The following is a 17,871-nucleotide window of genomic DNA, read 5'->3' on the forward strand; positions in this document are numbered from 1 at the left end:
CACTCAAGTGGGGCTGATTAAATGGGATAACTTGCAACCTGGCCACAGCAAGTGTTTCGGCAGAGAAAAGAACTTTCTGAATACTCTGTTTCACGCGGGTTTTTACCGGCTTTGACGTGAAAACCAGGATGTTCAGCGGGGTGTGAGGATACCGGAAGCTTGAGCAGGCGCTATCGGCACAGCCTAATCCCGAAAGACGGCAGGAAAGCAGTCATGGCGTTCATTAGGCAAGTTCAGCCCGCCTTTGCCTCGATAGGCCAGGCGGGCGGACGATTATGATGGCCGGACCGCAAACAACCGGTCTTCCCGCGGCAGCAATGTGCGCAAAGCTTTCAGGCAGCGGTAATGGTTGTTGCTGATCAGGGCATCGGTTGCTTCAGCAATTGATGACCGGCTGTCCGGGTCGGTGAAAACCTGACTCAGTTCCTCGATCCGGCGCAGCATCGGCAGGCGTTCCTCTTCGGGATCCGCATCACCGGACAAGATCAGTTGTGCTGCATAGCATACGCGGCGCACCGGAGTGTTGGCTTCTTCCGGATGAATTGCGTCGCGCAAACGCAAGATGTTGGCATCCGGTGTTACAATGGACAGGCGGCTGCGGCGGTCGCCGTTTTCAATTACCGCGCCATTCACAAGGACACGCTCCTTGGGGGCAAGTTTCAGGACAAGTCCGCTCATATTCAGGATGCTCCGCTGCGGAGGCCACGCATGATGGCCGTATTGATTTCCACCAGCGGCCGGACATCGGCCTTGCGCTGAAGCACTTTGGTGGTGTGTTGTCTTGTGAATTCTCCCAGCTCGAACAAATTCTGCTTGAGATCATCGGGCAGAGGATTGCCTTTCGAAGCGATGTCGACAGTGAAAATGGACCAAAGCTTCCGGTTGTCATTCAAGGCTGTTGCGAGTTCATTGAAGCCGCCACGGCCCTTTTGCGTCGCCGTGATCATCCTGCGGGTAATGCGGGCAATCACTTCATATTCGAAATTCTTTGCTGTCCGGGTCGGGGTCTTTGCCGCCGAATAGGCACTCTTCGCCTTCAGAAGGGCATTCACGTGTTTTCCTAACGTATTATTCTTCAGGTTCTCTGAGAGGGGAAGACCGGGGCGCCATCAGCGCCCCGGTAAGGGCTGTTAACGGAACAGCTGCTGCAGGGTCTGCGGCGCCTGGTTTGCGATCGAGAGCGATTGCACCGCCAGCTGCTGCTGGGTCTGCAAGGCCTTCAGCCGGGCCGACGCTTCTTCCATATTGGTGTCTGCCATGGTGCTGACACCGGATTTCAGCGAGTCGGTCAGTTTCGACACAAAGTCGTTCTGGTCAGACAGGCGGTTGCTGTCCGCACCCAGCTGGGCCGCAGAGTCGATTGCAAAGGTCAGCAGCGCTTCGATCTGGGTCAGAACGTCGTCGGCGTTGGCCGAAGTCAGCGCGTCAATGGTGCCGGTGCTCAGGGAAGCGCCGGTGTCGATCGCGGAAACGGTGATCACGTCGGCGGTTGCGCTGATGCCGCCCAGGACGTCGAGCTGCGAGGTTACTGCTGTATCCAGCAGGTTGGCGCCGTTGAAGCTGGCCGAGTCGATGATCGAATCGATCTGCTCTTTCTTCTTGGCCAGGTCAGCCTCGATCTTGGCGTGGTCGACGTTCTGCGAAACGCCGGCAACTGCCAGTTCACGCATTTCCTTCAGGGTTTCAACGATCTGCTCCATACCGGAGGAGGCGACAGCCACGGTTGCTTCGCCGAAGTTCAGGGCGTCGCCCACCGCTTCGTAAGCCTGGATGTCGGATTCCATGGTCTTGGAGATGGCCCAGACAGCGGAGTTGTCCTTCGCCATGCCGACCTCTTTACCGGTCGAGATCTGGTTCTGGGTTTCTTCCAGATTGTTGTTCACGGACTTCAGGGTCTGCAGTGCAACCATTGCGCCGTTGTTGGTCAGAATGCTGGTCATAGCTTTTTCCTTTAGCTGCGGGGCGCTTTGGCCCCTGAATTACTTGCCCCTCTGGGGCGCTGTGTGACGTCTTTCTGACTGTGCGTTCCACCGTCCGGTTTCCGCGCCACCCTTCATCAGGTGCAAGGCGACTTTGGCGCAGGAGTTGCTAAGGGAGTGCTAATGACCGGATTTGGTTTTTTAGAATTTTCCCCAAATTTATTTTACGCCCGTTTTTCCAGCTTGGCGCCGTTGCGGGTGCCGTAGCGGGTTCTGCGGCCGGATTGATCATATACGTCCAACCCTTTGCGGATACGGCGCAATTCCGCCATCCGGGCGGCAACGGTGCGGATCCCGTCCATTGCGCTGTCCAGAAGATTCTGATTACGGGACAATTTGGTCTGCACCTGTTCCAGCGCCTCGCGTTCCAGCTCAGAAACAGAATTCAGCTTGCCGATGATTTTCTCTTTCTTGGTAAGCAAACTTTCCAGCTTACCAAGGTCGCCGGCCATCAGGGCGGTGCGTTCTTTGTCCAGGATCTCATCCAGCTCATCAATGAGCTGCTGCGGTTCAGGTTTACTCACCTTGGGTCTCCTTCAGTGCATGATAAAGTGATTCGGCCAGACCGATGCCGCCCGCGCGGGCGATCTGGTTGGCTTGTTCGCGGATGAGAAAACTGGAGAATTGTTCTTCGCCGGCACCGCCGCCAAAGGCCTCGCTGGCGTCACCCAGGCCAGCTGATTTCAGCATTTCCGCAAGAAAAGAGGCTTCCAGTTCGATTGCAGCCTCCCGCAGCGGGTCGCTTTTTGCTGGCCGCACCGGGGTTGTTGCAGACGTGGTCTGAAGCGGGATCGGCAATAGATCTGACATGTCCGGTTCTCCGGTTTGCATTCGAATTCCATCGATTTTTCAGAGACTGCCCTGCAACCGGTTAAAATTGCCGTAACCGCTTTGGGGTAACTCTGACCGGGTCGAGATAGAATGTCTGGAACAGAACATGATGATGAATCCGATCCTTGGTATTGAGCCTACTGCTGGCGGAAAGGCACCGCCTGCGTCCGCAAGGCTTCAAAATAAAATGAATAATTCCAATGACTTTTCGGATTTCGTGGCTGCAGAGGCCGGACGCGAAACTGTGACCGGTGATCCTTCCTCAACAGATCGCGAATCTGCCGTGCCGAAAGCGGAGACGGAAGATTCGGTGAGCCTTTCCGTAGCTGCGGGAGAAAACGGAAACGCAGCCGGCGCGGACGCTATGACGGAAGAAACTGTGTTGCCGGAAAGTGCTGTTGAAGCAGAACCGGATGTTTCCCTACTGGGTCAGGAAGCGGTTGAAACAGCAGGAACGGATGAATCCGAACTAGACGGAACAACACAGGTGGAAACTGGTGGTCAAGGCACCGGTGGCAGCGCCAAGCAATCTATGGACGGTGCTGATGCAGACGAGGACGCAAGCGTCAAAGAGGCTGCAGATGTCACAGGGGCGCAGGAGATACCCAAGACAACGGCACTGCCTGCCAGCGAACCGGAGTCTGGAACGCAAGGTATGCCTTTGGACCGGAGCAAGACCCCAGCCGAAAGCGGCCTTCCCAAGAAAAGCATGTTTGGGGATACGTCCAAACTAGCCTCGCCTGCTGGAACGGTTGGGGGGCAGGGAAATGAACGGGTCGGCACGAACGAACAAGGTGCGCAACGGCAGCCTCTTCAGGCTACGCCAGAATCCGTGTCAGAAAGTGCGGTGGCGGCGCCGGAAGCTGAGGCCGGTAAAAGGTCTGCAACAGGCGCCGGCGCCAGCACCAAGCCGGAGTTTGCAGGACAAGCGGCTTTGGGTTCGAAGGGCAGCGTTTCGGCAGCAATGAGCACAAAAGCCCCTGGCGCAGGCACAACAGTTTCGGGTTTTCCAAATGAGAAAGCAGTCGAGCAGATTGTCTCACGGCAGCCGGAAGGCGTTACGCGCGCGATTGCAGCTGGTACGCAAGGCGCAGCGCAGGTGCTTGCAGCGGGTCAGCCGGCCTCTCGTGAAGGAGCTGGGAAAGCAGAGCTCGGTACGGTTAGCGTAACGGTCCCCGAAGAGGATTCGGCCAAAGATTTTGCCGCGGGAAAGTCTGGTTCAGGAGCGGTTCGGAATGGGGATTTTCAAGCCGCGCAAACTCCTCAGGCGGCCCAACAGGGTGCGGCGATGTTCCAGCCATTGCTGGCGGCGGGGCTCGCCGAAGCAGCAGGCGAGGCAAATCCGCTTTCTCAGGCTCTTGGCCTGACCGGCGAAGCGCCAGGGCTAAGCCAGCTTTTGACTGAAGCCTCCATCGGCACGCAGGCAGCACACCGTCCGGAAATGCCGCGAATGATTGCAGCCCAGATTGCAGAGGCATTTGCTGCCAAGGGCGAACAGAAGGTTGAGGTGAGCCTGAATCCGCAGGAGCTGGGGCATGTAAAAATGCGCGTCGTGACCAGCGAGACGGGTATAACGATGATTATCCAAACAGAACGCCCGGAAACGGGGGATCTGATGCGCCGCCATATCAATGAGCTGGCTGAGGAGTTCCGCCGAATGGGCTATGAGGACATCTCGTTCGAATTTAGCGGCGGTCAGACGGGCAGTGGCGGCACAGGAGACGGTGGCGAGGACGGAACCGGACAAGCAGGCAGTATGGCAAATTCGCAAACCGGAACTGAACCTGTCGCAGAACAAGCAACACAGAATCTCCGGCTCGGAACCGCCGGTGTGGACATGAGGGTCTGATCAAATGACAACAGCAGTTACCTCCGCGACCAGCCCGGCAGTACAATCCAATACAGCGCCGGCGGCCTCCCAGAAAACGTCCGGGCTGACGTCGGATTTCGAGACATTTGTAAAGATGCTGACAGCCCAGGCAACAAACCAGGATCCTCTGGAGCCAATGGATTCGACGGAATATGCAGCGCAGCTTGCGCAATTCTCGATGGTCGAACAGCAGACAAAGAGCAACACGCTGCTGGAGGGGCTGCAATCGCAGCTTGGGCTGGCGAACATGGCAGCACTATCAGGCTGGGTGGGGATGGAAGCCCGTGCTGTGGCTCCTGGTTACTTCGATGGCAGTAACACTGTCACTATTGCACCTAACCCGGCCGCCGCCGCAGATTCGGTGACATTGGTTGTGAAGAATGCAAGCGGTACTGAAGTTCAGCGCGTCACCCTGCCTGTCTCGGCTGAGCCTTATGAATGGAATGGGCTGGATGGTGATGGAAACCCAGTAGAGGCTGGTGAGTATTCCTTTGTTGTTGAAAGCCGGAAAGGCGATGAACTTCTGCTGGAAGAATATGCCGAAGTTTACTTCAAGGTGAACGAAACCAGGATGCAAGGCGGTGAAGTGGGGCTGATCACAAAAGGTGGTTCGGTCGTTTTGGCGTCGTCCGTCAGTGCGTTGCGTGACCCCGCGGGATAACCCGGCTGTATCAACAGGCAGAAAAACTGTCTAAGAACGGGGCGGCTTAACTCTGGAGACCGCTCTGCAACCGTTGCCTGATCACTTTGTAGCCCGTTTCTTTGCGAATTTATCCGCAAAAGGGCTGCATGTGCCCGCCCCCCGGCGTTTGACCGGCGGGCGGTCAAATCATGTCTGGCGGTCTGGGGGGCTGGTGATCAAGCTTTATGCCTCAGATGGGGCTAACCCGCTGTTTGCTAATGACCCGGCGAGGGAAGGAGTGATCCTTGCGGCATTGTCCGGCACGGGCATGGTGCCGCCGCTGGTGCAAACCGGAACCTTCGAGGGGCATAGCTGGCTGAGCTATGCTCATGTCAATGGCAGCCCCTGGCAGGAAGACACCAGCCATGTGGCGCGGCTTTTGGGGCGGCTGCATGATCTGGCAGCCCCGTCCGGATTGCCGGAAGGCGTGAACGGCAGCATAGCCTTGGAAGCGCAAACACAGGCAATTCTTCAAGAATGCAAAAATGGCGAGCAGCTGGCCGACTTGCGTCCTTTGGGCCGGGTTCCGCCGTCGTCGCAACTGCAGCTTATTCATGGTGACCCGGTGCCAGGCAACCTTCTGGCGCATGATGGCACATTGACACTGATCGACTGGCAATGCCCGCAGATCGGCGATCCGGCAGAAGACTTGTCGCTGTTTCTTTCGCCCGCGATGCAGCTGATGTACCGCGGTGCGCCGCTGACGCAGCCGGAGGAAGACAGCTTTTTGCAGGCCTATCCCGATCCGCGGATTGCGGGCAGAACTTTGGCCTTGAAACCGTGGTTCCACTGGCGAATGGCAGCGTATTGCCTGTGGCGGGCGGAACGCGGCGGGGAAAGGGACTGGCAGGCTTTTGAACTGGAGCGTGCAGCGCTTCAGTCCATCAGGCCCAGAACTGCATAAGCCGGCGGCATCAATACCCGCCGGGCGCGGCCAAATGGGAAGCGCGGCATTTTTTGCACTGCAGGCGAATAGGGCAATTCTGGCCTGCGCCCTTGCACCAGATCGCTGAGCAGGCGCCCGGCATAGCTGCCCATTGCAACGCCGTTGCCGTGATAGCAGAGACCTGCAAACAGGCCCGGATGATCGGGCACCGGCCCGATGAAAGGCACCAGGTTGCGCGACAGGCAGACCATGCCGGACCAGCAATGGGTGGTTTCCACATTCCGCCACTTCGGGAACATGGCCTCGAAGTCTTGCCGCAGCTTGGCCCGGATTCCGGCCTCGGCCCGGGGTGAGGCCAGCAGCCCGCCGCGCATGCCGAACAGGAAGCGCCTGTCCGGCATCAGCCGGAAGTAATGCAGCAGGTTGCGGGTATCATAGGCCATCTGATGCGAAAACCAGCCTTGTGCTTGCAGTTCCTGGTCCGTCAGGGGGCGGGTTACCATGACCGTGGATTGTGCCGGCATGTACCGCCCGGCCAGCCAATCTGGCAAATCCTCAGAGGAATAGCCGTTGGTGGCAATGATGACCTTGGATGCTTTCAGATGACCCTTATTAGTCTCTATTTCATGCCCGCCACCCACATGCCGAACAGAGAGGGCCGGGCTCCGCTGGTACAGTCTTGCTCCGGCATCTGCCGCGGCGGATGCCAAGCCGAACAGGTATTTGCGCGGGTTCAGCGCAAAGCCCGTCGGCGTTGTCAGCGCGGCCTGAAAACTGCCATTCAGCCCGTGATCCGCCAGCTGATGACGAGAGAGGAACTCCGGTTCTTCACCAGTTTTCCGCAACTCCACTGCGAGGGCTGACAGGCGGCGCGCGGCTTTCTCATTGTGGGCCAGTTGGGTTTCCCCGTGCGAATGGGTGTCTGCGTCAATGGCGTGAGCTTCCAGCAGCCCCTTCACAAGGTTCACAGCGGCCACTTCGCTGGCGTCATAGGTGTCAGCGGCGGGCTTGCCGAAAACCTTACGCATCGTGCCGCTGGACAGTTTCGAACCGCCGAGGCAGCAGAACCCGCCATTGCGACCGGAGGCGCCCCAGCCGGGAGTTTCAGCTTCCAGCAGGACTACTGAAGCACCGCTTTCAGCCAAATGCAGGGCCGCTGACATTCCAGTGAAGCCGCCGCCGATGATTGCTACATCGGCAGAAGCTTCCCCTTCAAAAACCGGCCAGTCCGGTGCTGAGGCGGTCTCGTCCCACCAGCAGTTGCTGCGCGGGCCGGGACCATAGGCGTAGCCGGAGAAGATCCGGCGCATCAGGCCCGCTCCGCGGCCTGTTCCTCGCGCTTCTGGCGGGCCACCTGGTGCTTGGTCACCAGCGAGGCGGTGATGACGCCCACGGTGACGATCGAGATCATGATCGTCGACAGAGCGTTGATCTCAGGGCTGACGCCCAGGCGCACGGCGGAGAAGATCTTGATCGGCAGGGTGGTGGCCGAAGGACCGGAAGTGAAGGAGGCAATCACCAGATCATCCAGCGACAGGGTGAAGGCCAGCAGCCAGCCGGAAATCACCGCGGGAGCAATGATCGGCAGGGTCACCAGCCGGAACGCTTCAGCGGGTGAACAGCCCAGGTCCAGTGCGGCTTCCTCCAGCGAGCGGTCGAATGTCACCAGACGAGAGGACACCACCACCGAGACATAGCACATCGCGAATGTGGTATGGGCCAGAACGATGGTGAATACACCGCGGTCCAGACCGATGCCGATGAATAGCAGGAGCAGTGACAGGCCGGTGATCACCTCGGGCATCACCAGCGGTGCATAGATCATGCCGGAGAACAGCGTCCGCCCCATGAACCGCCCGCCGCGCACCAGCACATAGGCCGCAATGGTGCCCAGAACGGTGGCCATGGTTGAGGAGAACACCGCCACCTTGATGGTCACCCAGGCGGCGTTCAGGAACGCCTCATTCTGGAGCAATTCGCCGTACCACTTGGTCGAGAACCCGGCCCAAACGGTGACCAGCTTGCTTTCGTTGAAGCTGAAGATCACTAGGATCACCATCGGGATGTATAGGAAGGCAAAGCCCAAGGTCAGCGATACGGCGTTAAACCAGCTCATGCGGTTCATTGCTCTGCCTCCTGCTGTTTTTGCTGGTTGCGTTGGAACAGCACGATCGGGATCACCAGGAGCAGCAGCAGAACCACTGCCACTGCGGATGCCACGGGCCAGTCGCGGTTGGAGAAGAACTCTTCCCACAGTACCTTGCCGATCATCAGCGTGTCAGAGCCGCCCAGCAGCGACGGTATCACGAATTCACCGAGCACCGGGATGAAAACCAGGAAGCTGCCTGCAATGATGCCGGTTCTAGACAGCGGAATGGTCACCAGCCAGAAGGCCGTGAGGCGCGAGCAGCCAAGATCCTCTGCCGCTTCAATCAACGAGCCGTCCAGCCGTTCCAGCGCCGAATAAACCGGCAGGATCATGAACGGCAGGTAGGTGTAGACGATGCCGACATAGACTGCGGAATTGGTGTTGAGGATGGTCAGCGGCTCGGAAATCACTCCGATCCACATCAGGAACTGGTTGAGAAAGCCCTCGTTCGACAGGATCCCCATCCACGCATAAACGCGGATCAGGAAAGAGGTCCAGAACGGCAGGATCACCAGCATCATCAAGGTCGGGCGCCATTCTTCCGGCGCGCGCGCCATGCCATAGGCAATCGGATAGCCGGCCAGAAGGGTGAAGAAGGTCGAGACCACCGCGATCTTCAGGGAACTGAGGTAGGCCTTCCAGTAAAGATCGTCTTCGGTCAGCCAGACGAAATTCTCAAAGTCTAGCTCTGCGATGAAGGCTGCGATGCCTTCGGCCCAGTCGAACTGCGGGAAATAGGGCGGCCGGGCCACCGCGGCATCCGACAGGGAGATTTTCAGAACGATGGCAAACGGCACCAGAAACAGTGCCAGAAGCCAGACATAGGGGATGGCAATCAGGACAAAGCGGCGCATCAGTCTGCCAGCAGAACGCCTGCCGTGGCGGTCCATGACAGCCAGACAGTGTCTTCCCAGGTGAAGGCGCGGCGGGCGATGCGGCGGGTGTTGGCGGTCTGCGCCTTGATCACCGCGCCGGTGGGCAGTTCCACATGGTAGGTGGAGATATTGCCAAGATAGGCGATATCCAGAATGCGGCCCTGTACGGCGTTATCCGCCTCGGCCGGCTTTTCGGCGCTGATCGCCACTTTTTCGGGCCGGATCGCCAGATGGCACTTCTGCCCGTCGGAAAACGCGGTCGGTGACTTGACGGTCAGCGGTTCGTGGCCCTCGTGCCAGGACATGGCGTAGGCTTCGCTGCCGTTGAGTTTGGCCGTGCCTTCGATGAGGTTCACGTCGCCAATGAAATCAGCCACATAGACAGAGTTCGGGCTTTCATAGATCCGGTCCGGCGTCGCCACTTGGATGATCTTGCCGTGATCCATCACCGCCACGCGGGAAGCGACGGTCATCGCCTCTTCCTGGTCGTGGGTCACGATCACAAAGGTGGTGCCGGTTTTCTCCTGAATGTCCATCAATTCGAACTGGGTGTCCTGGCGCAGTTTCTTGTCCAGCGCGCCCAGCGGTTCATCGAGCAGCAGCAGTTTCGGGTGTTTTGCAAGCGAACGGGCGAGGGCAACGCGCTGGCGCTGGCCGCCGGAAATCTGATGCGGCTTGCGGCGGGCGAATTTCTCCAGCCGGGTCAGCCGCAGCATCTCATCAACGCGGTCGCTGATGTCGTGCTTGGGCATCTTTTCGCGTTTCAGGCCAAAGGCGATGTTTTCCCAGATCGAAAGATGCGGGAACAGCGCATAGGACTGGAACATCATGTTCACGGCCCGCTTGTTCGGCGGCACCGGAGCAATATCCTGCCCGGCCAGGAAAATCTTGCCCTCAGTCGGGGTCTCGAACCCGGCCAGCATCCGCATCAGCGTTGTCTTGCCGCAGCCGGACGGGCCCAGCAGCGCGTAGAATTCCCGCTCGTAGATGTCGATGGTCAGATTGTCGATGGCGGTGAACTCACCATAGCGTTTGGTGACGTTCTGGAAGTGGATCAAGGGCTTAGCCTCAGGATCGTTCCAGGGTTCGAATACGGAAGCAGTCAAGCCGGGCCTCTTCTGCGAAATATCACGCGGATGTATGGGATGGGCGCGCTTGGAGGACCCAGGCGCGTTACGATAGGCGGGGCGGCTGGAGCGCGCCCCGCGGGTCAGGCAACGGCTGATCAGGTGCCGGACTTGACCTTGGTCCACATGCGGGTGGCCTTGCGCTGTACTTTCGGCGGGTAGCCTTCCTTGATGTACAGGTTCTGGACGGTTTCTTCGTTCGGATAGATAGCGGGATCGCCAATCACATCCTCTTCGAGGAATTCCTGGGAGGCCTTGTTGCCGTTGGCGTAATAGACGTAGTTGGACGCAGCCGCCATGTTCTGCGCGTCCATGATGAAGTTCAGGAACTTGTGGGCGCCTTCCGGGTTCGGAGCATCAACCGGAATGGTCATCTGGTCGAACCACATCAGCGCGCCTTCCTTGGGCGCGTTGTATTCGATCTCGACACCGTTCTCGGCTTCCGCCGCGCGGTCACGCGCCTGCAGAATGTCGCCGGACCAGCCGAAGGCCACGCAGATATCGCCGTTGGCCAGGGCGTTAATGTATTCGGAGCTGTGGAACTTGGTGATATAGGGGCGAACACCCAACAGAACCGGCTCAGCCTTGGCGACCACATCCGCGTCCATGCTGTTGGGATCTTCGCCGATGTACTTGAGCGCTGCCGGGATCATTTCATCCGGGGCATCGAGGAAATGCACACCGCAGCTTGAGAGCTTTTCCATGTTGGCTGGGTTGAACACTAGCTCCAGCGAGTCGATCGGGGCGTCATCACCCAGGACTTCCTTCACTTTGGCGACGTTCACGCCGATGCCGGTGGTGCCCCACATGTAGTTGATGGAGTATTCGTTGCCGGGGTCATATTTTCCGGTACGCTCCTCGATTGCGTCCCACATGTTTCCTTTGTTTGGCAGTTTCGACGGGTCCAGCTTCTGGAAGGCACCGGCCTGGATCTGGCGCGCCATGAATGAGCCGGTCGGCACCACCACATCATAGCCGGAACCGCCTGCTAGCATTTTGGTTTCCAAAACCTCGTTGCTGTCGAAGACGTCATAGATCAGGTCGATGCCGGTTTCTTTCTCGAATTTCTCCAGCAGGCCTTCGTCGATATAGTCCGACCAGTTATAGACGCGCACTTCTTCCGCGGTTGCGGCCGCAGCGGTACCAAGAGCGACGACAGCGGTCATGGTCATCGTTTTAAGTGTCATGAATTTCTCCCTGTGGGTGCCGGCTTCCAGGTCCGGCTGCAAATAGATTTGATCAAGTTTTGAGGCGTTCGGCAATACTCTTTATGTTTTCACTTGGCTCAGGATGGTGCAAGCTGGCCAAAATCGAGGAGGAAAACCCCAGGTGACAGAGACCACTTCGCCCCCCGCAGCGGCGCAGGAAAACCCCGCAAAATTGCCTGCGCATGAGATCGTTTACCAGAAGCTGAGAGCACAGGTTCTGTTCGGCGAGCTGGTGCCCGGGCAGGCGGTAACGATCCAAGGCTTGGTCGAGGCGCTGGAGGCCGGCATGACACCGGTACGAGAGGCGATCCGGCGGCTGATCTCGGACGGAGCTCTGATGTTCCAGGGCAACCGCCGTGTGTCGGTGCCTCTGCTTGGCCCGCAGGAACTTGAAGAGTTGATTTTCGCAAGAAAAACAATAGAATGCGAGCTTGCACGCCGGGCAACTTTGCAGATCTGTGCAACAGATATCGAGGAGCTTGTGGCTATCGATAACGCGCTGGACAAAGCGATCTCGACCGGCGATGTCGCAGGGTATCTGGTGCAGAACTACAGCTTTCACACAGCTCTGTACGCGCACGCAAACGCGCCGATTCTCAGCGACATTGCCGACCGTCTGTGGCTGCGTTTCGGACCTTCGCTGAGGGTGGTCAGCGGTCGTCTTGGCACTCAAAGCTTTCCGGACCGCCACAAGGACATCCTTGATGCGCTGCGGCGTCAGGACCCGGAAATGGCTGCTTTGGCAATGGAGCGCGATGTTTTTGAGGGCATGGAACATGTGGTTCAGGGATTGAAGGCCGCTAACTGATTCGATTGACACCTGAGAATTTGATCATATTCTGGTGCCAATCAGTCATTCTCAGGAGCGAGTCTCATGACCGTTATCACCAATCACATGCCGACGGCCGAGTTGCAGGCGCTGGATGCCGCCCACCACATGCATCCGTTCACCGCAAATGGTGAGTTGTCGCAAAAAGGCGCGCGCATCATCACCCGCGCAGATGGCGTGCACCTGACCGACAGCGAAGGTCACCAGATTCTCGACGCGATGGCGGGCCTCTGGTGCGTCAACATCGGTTACGGCCGCGAGGAGCTGGCGGAAGTTGCCGCCCGCCAGATGCGTGAGCTGCCCTATTACAACACCTTCTTCCAGACCACCCATGTGCCGGCCATCGCGCTGGCGGCCAAAATTGCAGAGCTGGCGCCGGGCGACCTGAACAATGTGTTCTTTGCCGGTTCCGGGTCTGAAGCAAATGACACCAACATCCGTATGGTGCGCCACTATTGGGCGCTGAAGGGCAAGTCGACCAAATCCGTCATCATCAGCCGAAAGAACGCGTATCACGGGTCTTCGGTCGGCAGCGGCTCGCTGGGCGGCATGAGCGGCATGCATGCCCAGGGCGGAATGCCGATCCCGGATATCCACCATATCAATCAGCCGAACTGGTGGGCGGAGGGCGGCGACATGCCGCCGGAAGAATTCGGACTGCAGCGCGCGCGTGAGCTGGAAGAGGCGATCCTGGAACTGGGCGAGGAGCGCGTTGCGGCTTTCATCGCTGAGCCGGTGCAGGGAGCAGGCGGGGTAATCGTGCCGCCGGACAGCTACTGGCCGGAAATCCAGCGCATCTGCGACAAGTATGAAATCCTGCTTATCGCGGACGAAGTCATTTGCGGTTTTGGGCGCACCGGCAATTGGTTTGGCAGCGAAACCCTGAACATCCGGCCTGACATCATGACAATCGCCAAGGGCCTCAGCTCCGGCTATGCACCGATCGGCGGGTCGATTGTGAGTGATGAGGTCGCTTCGGTTATCGCAAGTGATGAGTTCAACCACGGTTACACCTATTCCGGCCACCCGGTCGCAGCGGCGGTTGCCTTGGAAAACCTGCGCATTCTGGAAGAGGAAAACATCCTTGGCCATGTGCGCGACGTGGCGGCCCCCTATCTGAAACAGAAATGGGAAGCACTGACCGACCACCCGCTGGTCGGCGAAGCCAAGATCGTCGGCATGATGGGATCGATTGCGCTGACTCCCAACAAGGAAACTCGCGCTGCTTTTGCCTCCGATGCAGGCACCGTCGGCTACATCTGCCGCGAGCGGTGCTTTGCCAATAATCTGGTGATGCGCCATGTCGGCGACCGGATGATCATCTCACCGCCGCTGGTGATCACGCCGGAACAGATCGACGTGCTGATCGAGCGCGCCGTGAAGTCGCTGGATGAGTGCTACGCTGAACTGAAAGAAAAGGATCTGCTGCACAGCGCCTGATTCCATTTTCCCACCCCGGCATGGGGCGACTCACCAAGGTCCGGCAATAATATTGCCGGGCCTTTTCTTCGTTTCCGGAGGTGAAAGAGTCGGTTTTTGGCTGGGAATACAAACTCTGCGGCGCAAAATGTCATAGAGGCGTCGCAAAAAGTCCGATCAAAGGACGCGGAACATGACTAGGGTTCAATCAAGGTATTCTTTGTCCGCTTGAAGTGGTTCGAAGTATGAATTTCGTACGTTCACCGGTGAAAGAATATTTTTTTCATATCTAGCGCAGGATAGCGTTGGTGTGATTAACTTCAAACAAGTGCAGAGCAAATCTGCCGGAATGACAAAACTACGGGGAGCCTGCTTTGGCTGATGCGTCAAACGTTGATGCGTTCGTTGAATTCGAACGTGTCCAAAAGAGCTATGATGGCGAAAATCTCGTTGTCAAAGACCTCAACCTCACCATGCCCAAAGGTGAATTCCTGACAATGCTTGGCCCGTCCGGGTCCGGGAAGACAACCTGCCTGATGATGCTGGCTGGTTTCGAGACCGCGACCCATGGCGATATCCGTCTGGACGGGACGTCGATCAACAACATCCCGCCGCACAAGCGCGGCATCGGCATGGTGTTTCAGAACTACGCGCTGTTTCCGCATATGACGATTGCGGAAAACCTCTCTTTCCCGCTGGAAGTCCGCAAGATGGGCAAATCCGAGCGCGAGGAAAAAGTGAAACGGGCGCTGGACATGGTGGAAATGGGCGCCTTCGGCGGCCGCCGCCCGGCGCAGCTTTCGGGCGGTCAGCAGCAGCGGATCGCGCTGGCCCGCGCGCTGGTGTTCGAGCCCGAGCTGGTTCTGATGGACGAACCGCTGGGCGCGCTCGACAAGCAGCTGCGCGAGAAGATGCAGTTCGAGATCACCCATCTGGCACACCGTCTGGGGATCACCGTGGTTTATGTGACCCACGACCAGACCGAAGCGCTCACCATGTCCGACCGTGTTGCGGTCTTTGACGACGGCCGCATCCAGCAGATCGCGCCGCCGGACCAGCTGTATGAAAGCCCGGAAAACAGCTTCGTGGCCCAGTTCATCGGCGAAAACAACACGCTCGAAGGCACCGTCAAGGAAATCAACAACGGTATCGCGCTGGTGCAGTTGGACGATGGCGAGCTGATTGACTGCAAACCGGTCAATGTCTCGCAACCCGGCGAGCGCACCCGCGTTTCAATCCGCCCCGAACGGGTGGAATACAACAAGGACCGCCTGCAAGCAGGCGTCCATACGCTCAAGGCGGAAGTTCTGGAGTTCATCTACATGGGCGACATCTTCCGCACCCGTCTGCGGGTGGCCGGCAATGATGAATTCATCATCAAGACCCGGAATGCCCCGGACCAAGTCCGTCTTCAGCCCGGTCAGCAGATCGAAATCGGCTGGCTGCCGGAAGACTGCCGCGCGCTGGACGCCTGATCCGCGCGCGCCGAACCCCCGGCAGAAGAACGACCGGGGGGAATCTCACATCTGTGAATTTCAACAAGGAGAGACTCTCTATGAAACTCAGCAAACTGTCTGCACTGGCGATGACCACCGCCCTTTGCGCCCCTTCGGCCTTTGCCGAAGAAATGGCCAATGAGCTGACTCTGGTGTCCTGGGGCGGTGCCTATCAGACCAGCCAGCACAAGGCTTATGTTGAGCCCTATATTGCGGCCAACCCTGATGTGAAAGTGGTTTGGGATGAAAGCTCGGCAGAAGCCGTGGCTAAGATCCGCGCCATGAACGAAGCCGGCAATGTCACCTGGGACCTGGTTGACGTTGTGGCCTCCGACTCCATGCGTCTTTGCGACGAAGGTCTGGCGGAAGAAATCAACCATGACGAGGACCTGGCAGCGGCACCGGATGGCACTGCGGCCACCGAAGACTTCGGCGACCTGATCGTCAGCGACTGCTTCGTGCCGCAGATCGTTTACTCGACCACCTTCGGCTACCGCACCGACCTGATCGACCAGCCGGATTCGGTTTGCGCGATCTTCGACACCGAGAAGTACCCGGGCAAGCGCTCGCTGCAGAAACGTCCGATCGACAACATGGAGTGGGCCCTCTACTGCGACGGCGTGGCAAAGGATGAGATCTACGACGTTCTGGGCACCGACGAAGGTGTGGCGCAAGCTCTGGCCAAGCTCGACACCATCAAGGACCAGGTGGTCTGGTGGACTGCTGGCGCGGAAACTCCGCAGTTGCTGGCTGACGGCGAAGTGGTTATGGGCTCTACCTTCAACGGCCGCCTGTTCTCTGCAATTGCCGAACAGGGCCAGCCGATCGGCATGCTCTGGGACATGCAGTCCTTTGACCTCGACGGCTGGGTTGTTCCGGCAGGCCTGCCCGCGGACCGCAAGGCGCGCGTGATGGACTTCCTGAAGTTCGCCACCGACACCCAGCGTCTGGCTGACCAAGCTGCCTATATCTCCTATGGCCCTGCCCGTGCCTCCTCGGCACCGCTGGTTGGCAAGCACGCCGAACTGGGCATCGACATGGCCCCGCACATGCCGACCGATCCGGCCAACGCCGGCAACGTGCATGTCTATGACTACGAATGGTGGGCAGACAACCGCGATGATCTGGACGCCAAGTTCCAGGCATGGCTGGCAAACTAATCTGACCCTTCCAAGATTGCAGGGGGCCTGCTGCGTCCAGGCCCCCTGCCCAAAAATATAAAGACCCGACGGGGAACCCTATGACTGACATTAGCCAATCCGGCCCTGTGCTGGCCGCGGACGGCACACCGCTGAAGCGGAGCCTGTCGCGGGCATTGCGGATGCAGAAATTGCGCGCGCTGATGCTGATTGCGCCGCTTCTGCTGTTCATCCTTGTGACCTTCATCTTGCCGGTGGCGGACATGCTGTTCCGCTCGGTGGAGAACCGGATTGTCCAGGACACGCTGCCCCGAACGGTTGAAGCGCTGGCGGATTGGGATCCCGCTTCGGGGCAACTGCCCGAAGAGGCCGTGTTTGCCGCGATGGCCGCGGACCTCCAGATTGCCGCCAAAGAAAAGACACACACTAGAGTCGCCAAGCGCCTGAACTATGAAAACCCGGGCGTGTCCTCTGTGTTCCGTAAATCGGGCCGCAAAGTCGGCAAATGGGACCTCGCGACCGACGGTCCGTTCCGGGAAAAACTAATCGAAATTGACGATGGCTGGGGCGACGTTGAACTGTGGCGCACCATCAAGACTTACTCCGGGTCCTTCACGTCCGGTTACTTCCTGAACGCCGTTGACATGCAGCTGGGCGCGGAAGGCCCGGAGATCCGGCCCGAGAATGAGCGGATCTACAACACCATGCTTGTCCGCACGATGCGGATGTCCTTGATCATCACCTTCAGCTGCATTCTGCTGGGCTATCCGGTGGCGTGGATTCTGGCCAACCTGCCGGCACGCAAGGCGAACCTGCTGCTGATCCTGGTGCTGCTGCCCTTCTGGACCTCTCTGCTGGTGCGGACATCAGCCTGGAAAATCCTGCTGCAGCAGCAGGGCGTGATCAACGACACCCTTGTCTGGATCGGCCTTGTGGATGATGCCAACCGATTGGTTCTGATCAACAACGAGCTGGGCACCATCATCGCGATGACGCACATCCTGCTGCCGTTCATGATCCTGCCGATGTACTCGGTGATGCAGACCATCAACCCGTCCTATCTGCGCGCCGCCAAGTCACTGGGCGCCACCGACTGGACCGCCTTCTGGCGGGTCTACTTCCCGCAGACCGTGCCGGGCATCGGCGCTGGCTCGATCCTCGTCTTCATACTGGCCGTTGGTTACTACATCACTCCGGCCCTTGTCGGCGGCACCAAAGGCACCTTCATCTCCAACCTGATTGCCTACCACATCTCGACGTCGGGCAACTGGGGCCTGGGTGCGGCGCTGGGCGCAATCCTTCTGGCGGTCGTCCTGCTCCTCTACTGGGTCTACGACAAGGTCGTCGGCATCGACAACGTTAAGCTGGGATAACCGATATG

At 58.7% G+C, this 17,871-nt stretch carries 18 protein-coding genes; 8 read left to right on the plus strand and 10 right to left on the minus strand.

The features are described from left to right. Nucleotides 1–273 precede the first annotated feature (273 nt). The 5 genes from flbT to RA24_RS17335 all read right to left on the minus strand — a co-directional run bounded on the left by flbT (nucleotide 274) and on the right by RA24_RS17335 (nucleotide 2,789). A complete protein-coding gene (gene flbT, locus RA24_RS17315) occupies nucleotides 274–678 on the minus strand; it encodes a flagellar biosynthesis repressor FlbT (protein WP_019295212.1) in 405 nt (134 codons plus the stop codon). A 2-nt stretch (nucleotides 679–680) separates the two neighbouring features. After that, complete coding sequence (flaF, locus tag RA24_RS17320) at nucleotides 681–1,052, minus strand: flagellar biosynthesis regulator FlaF (RefSeq protein ID WP_019295211.1); 372 nt, start codon at nucleotides 1,050–1,052, stop codon at nucleotides 681–683. Nucleotides 1,053–1,130: 78 nt separating this feature from the next. Continuing rightward, on the minus strand, nucleotides 1,131–1,940 hold the full coding sequence (locus tag RA24_RS17325; protein WP_019295210.1) for a flagellin N-terminal helical domain-containing protein: 810 nt from the start codon (nucleotides 1,938–1,940) through the stop codon (nucleotides 1,131–1,133). A gap of 203 nt (nucleotides 1,941–2,143) precedes the next feature. Next, nucleotides 2,144–2,503, minus strand: a complete 360-nt coding sequence (locus tag RA24_RS17330) for a flagellar export chaperone FlgN (protein WP_039147648.1) — start codon at nucleotides 2,501–2,503, stop codon at nucleotides 2,144–2,146. Next, nucleotides 2,496–2,789 carry a rod-binding protein gene (locus RA24_RS17335; protein WP_241480967.1) on the minus strand — a complete coding sequence of 98 codons (294 nt, stop codon included), beginning with the start codon at nucleotides 2,787–2,789 and terminating at the stop codon, nucleotides 2,496–2,498. Before RA24_RS17335 ends, RA24_RS17330 begins: the two co-directional genes overlap by 8 nt. 127 nt (nucleotides 2,790–2,916) lie before the next feature. Here RA24_RS17335 and RA24_RS22080 point away from each other — a divergent pair, with 127 nt between their 5' ends. The 3 genes from RA24_RS22080 (at nucleotide 2,917) to RA24_RS17350 (ending at nucleotide 6,266) form a co-directional block, all read left to right on the plus strand. Next, a complete protein-coding gene (locus RA24_RS22080) occupies nucleotides 2,917–4,659 on the plus strand; it encodes a flagellar hook-length control protein FliK (RefSeq protein WP_082020387.1) in 1,743 nt (580 codons plus the stop codon). Between the two features lie 4 nt (nucleotides 4,660–4,663). Further along, nucleotides 4,664–5,341 (plus strand): flagellar hook capping FlgD N-terminal domain-containing protein, encoded by a 678-nt coding sequence (locus RA24_RS17345; protein WP_019295206.1) that lies wholly within the window; start codon nucleotides 4,664–4,666, stop codon nucleotides 5,339–5,341. A 148-nt stretch (nucleotides 5,342–5,489) separates the two neighbouring features. Beyond that, entirely contained in the window at nucleotides 5,490–6,266 is a 777-nt protein-coding gene (locus RA24_RS17350) for an aminoglycoside phosphotransferase family protein (RefSeq protein ID WP_082020388.1), read from the plus strand. On the opposite strand, the gene RA24_RS17355 is transcribed toward RA24_RS17350, so the two are convergent. The 5 genes from RA24_RS17355 to RA24_RS17375 all read right to left on the minus strand — a co-directional run bounded on the left by RA24_RS17355 (nucleotide 6,239) and on the right by RA24_RS17375 (nucleotide 11,586). Beyond that, on the minus strand, nucleotides 6,239–7,558 hold the full coding sequence (locus tag RA24_RS17355) for an NAD(P)/FAD-dependent oxidoreductase (protein WP_193747143.1): 1,320 nt from the start codon (nucleotides 7,556–7,558) through the stop codon (nucleotides 6,239–6,241). The two genes, RA24_RS17350 and RA24_RS17355, sit on opposite strands and share 28 nt — an antisense overlap. Next, the gene (locus RA24_RS17360) at nucleotides 7,558–8,373 is read right to left on the minus strand and encodes an ABC transporter permease (protein WP_019295203.1); all 816 of its coding nucleotides are present in this window, start codon (nucleotides 8,371–8,373) and stop codon (nucleotides 7,558–7,560) included. Before RA24_RS17360 ends, RA24_RS17355 begins: the two co-directional genes overlap by 1 nt. Further along, the gene (locus tag RA24_RS17365) at nucleotides 8,370–9,251 is read right to left on the minus strand and encodes an ABC transporter permease subunit (RefSeq protein ID WP_039193211.1); all 882 of its coding nucleotides are present in this window, start codon (nucleotides 9,249–9,251) and stop codon (nucleotides 8,370–8,372) included. Before RA24_RS17365 ends, RA24_RS17360 begins: the two co-directional genes overlap by 4 nt. Continuing rightward, complete coding sequence (locus RA24_RS17370; protein ID WP_039193213.1) at nucleotides 9,251–10,378, minus strand: ABC transporter ATP-binding protein; 1,128 nt, start codon at nucleotides 10,376–10,378, stop codon at nucleotides 9,251–9,253. Before RA24_RS17370 ends, RA24_RS17365 begins: the two co-directional genes overlap by 1 nt. Before the next feature lie 119 nt (nucleotides 10,379–10,497). Beyond that, entirely contained in the window at nucleotides 10,498–11,586 is a 1,089-nt protein-coding gene (locus RA24_RS17375; protein ID WP_039193308.1) for a polyamine ABC transporter substrate-binding protein, read from the minus strand. 142 nt (nucleotides 11,587–11,728) lie between these two features. Here RA24_RS17375 and RA24_RS17380 point away from each other — a divergent pair, with 142 nt between their 5' ends. The 5 genes from RA24_RS17380 to RA24_RS17400 all read left to right on the plus strand — a co-directional run bounded on the left by RA24_RS17380 (nucleotide 11,729) and on the right by RA24_RS17400 (nucleotide 17,863). Then, nucleotides 11,729–12,415, plus strand: coding sequence for a GntR family transcriptional regulator (locus RA24_RS17380; protein ID WP_193747144.1), 687 nt, complete (start codon nucleotides 11,729–11,731; stop codon nucleotides 12,413–12,415). 66 nt (nucleotides 12,416–12,481) lie between these two features. Continuing rightward, nucleotides 12,482–13,876, plus strand: coding sequence for an aspartate aminotransferase family protein (locus RA24_RS17385; RefSeq protein ID WP_039172162.1), 1,395 nt, complete (start codon nucleotides 12,482–12,484; stop codon nucleotides 13,874–13,876). A gap of 353 nt (nucleotides 13,877–14,229) precedes the next feature. After that, nucleotides 14,230–15,330 (plus strand): ABC transporter ATP-binding protein, encoded by a 1,101-nt coding sequence (locus tag RA24_RS17390; protein ID WP_019295197.1) that lies wholly within the window; start codon nucleotides 14,230–14,232, stop codon nucleotides 15,328–15,330. A gap of 80 nt (nucleotides 15,331–15,410) precedes the next feature. After that, entirely contained in the window at nucleotides 15,411–16,511 is a 1,101-nt protein-coding gene (locus RA24_RS17395; RefSeq protein WP_019295196.1) for an extracellular solute-binding protein, read from the plus strand. Between the two features lie 80 nt (nucleotides 16,512–16,591). After that, nucleotides 16,592–17,863, plus strand: a complete 1,272-nt coding sequence (locus RA24_RS17400) for an ABC transporter permease (protein ID WP_019295195.1) — start codon at nucleotides 16,592–16,594, stop codon at nucleotides 17,861–17,863. Nucleotides 17,864–17,871: the final 8 nt, after the last annotated feature.

Source organism: Leisingera sp. ANG-M6, assembly GCF_000813905.1.
GTDB lineage: Bacteria > Pseudomonadota > Alphaproteobacteria > Rhodobacterales > Rhodobacteraceae > Leisingera.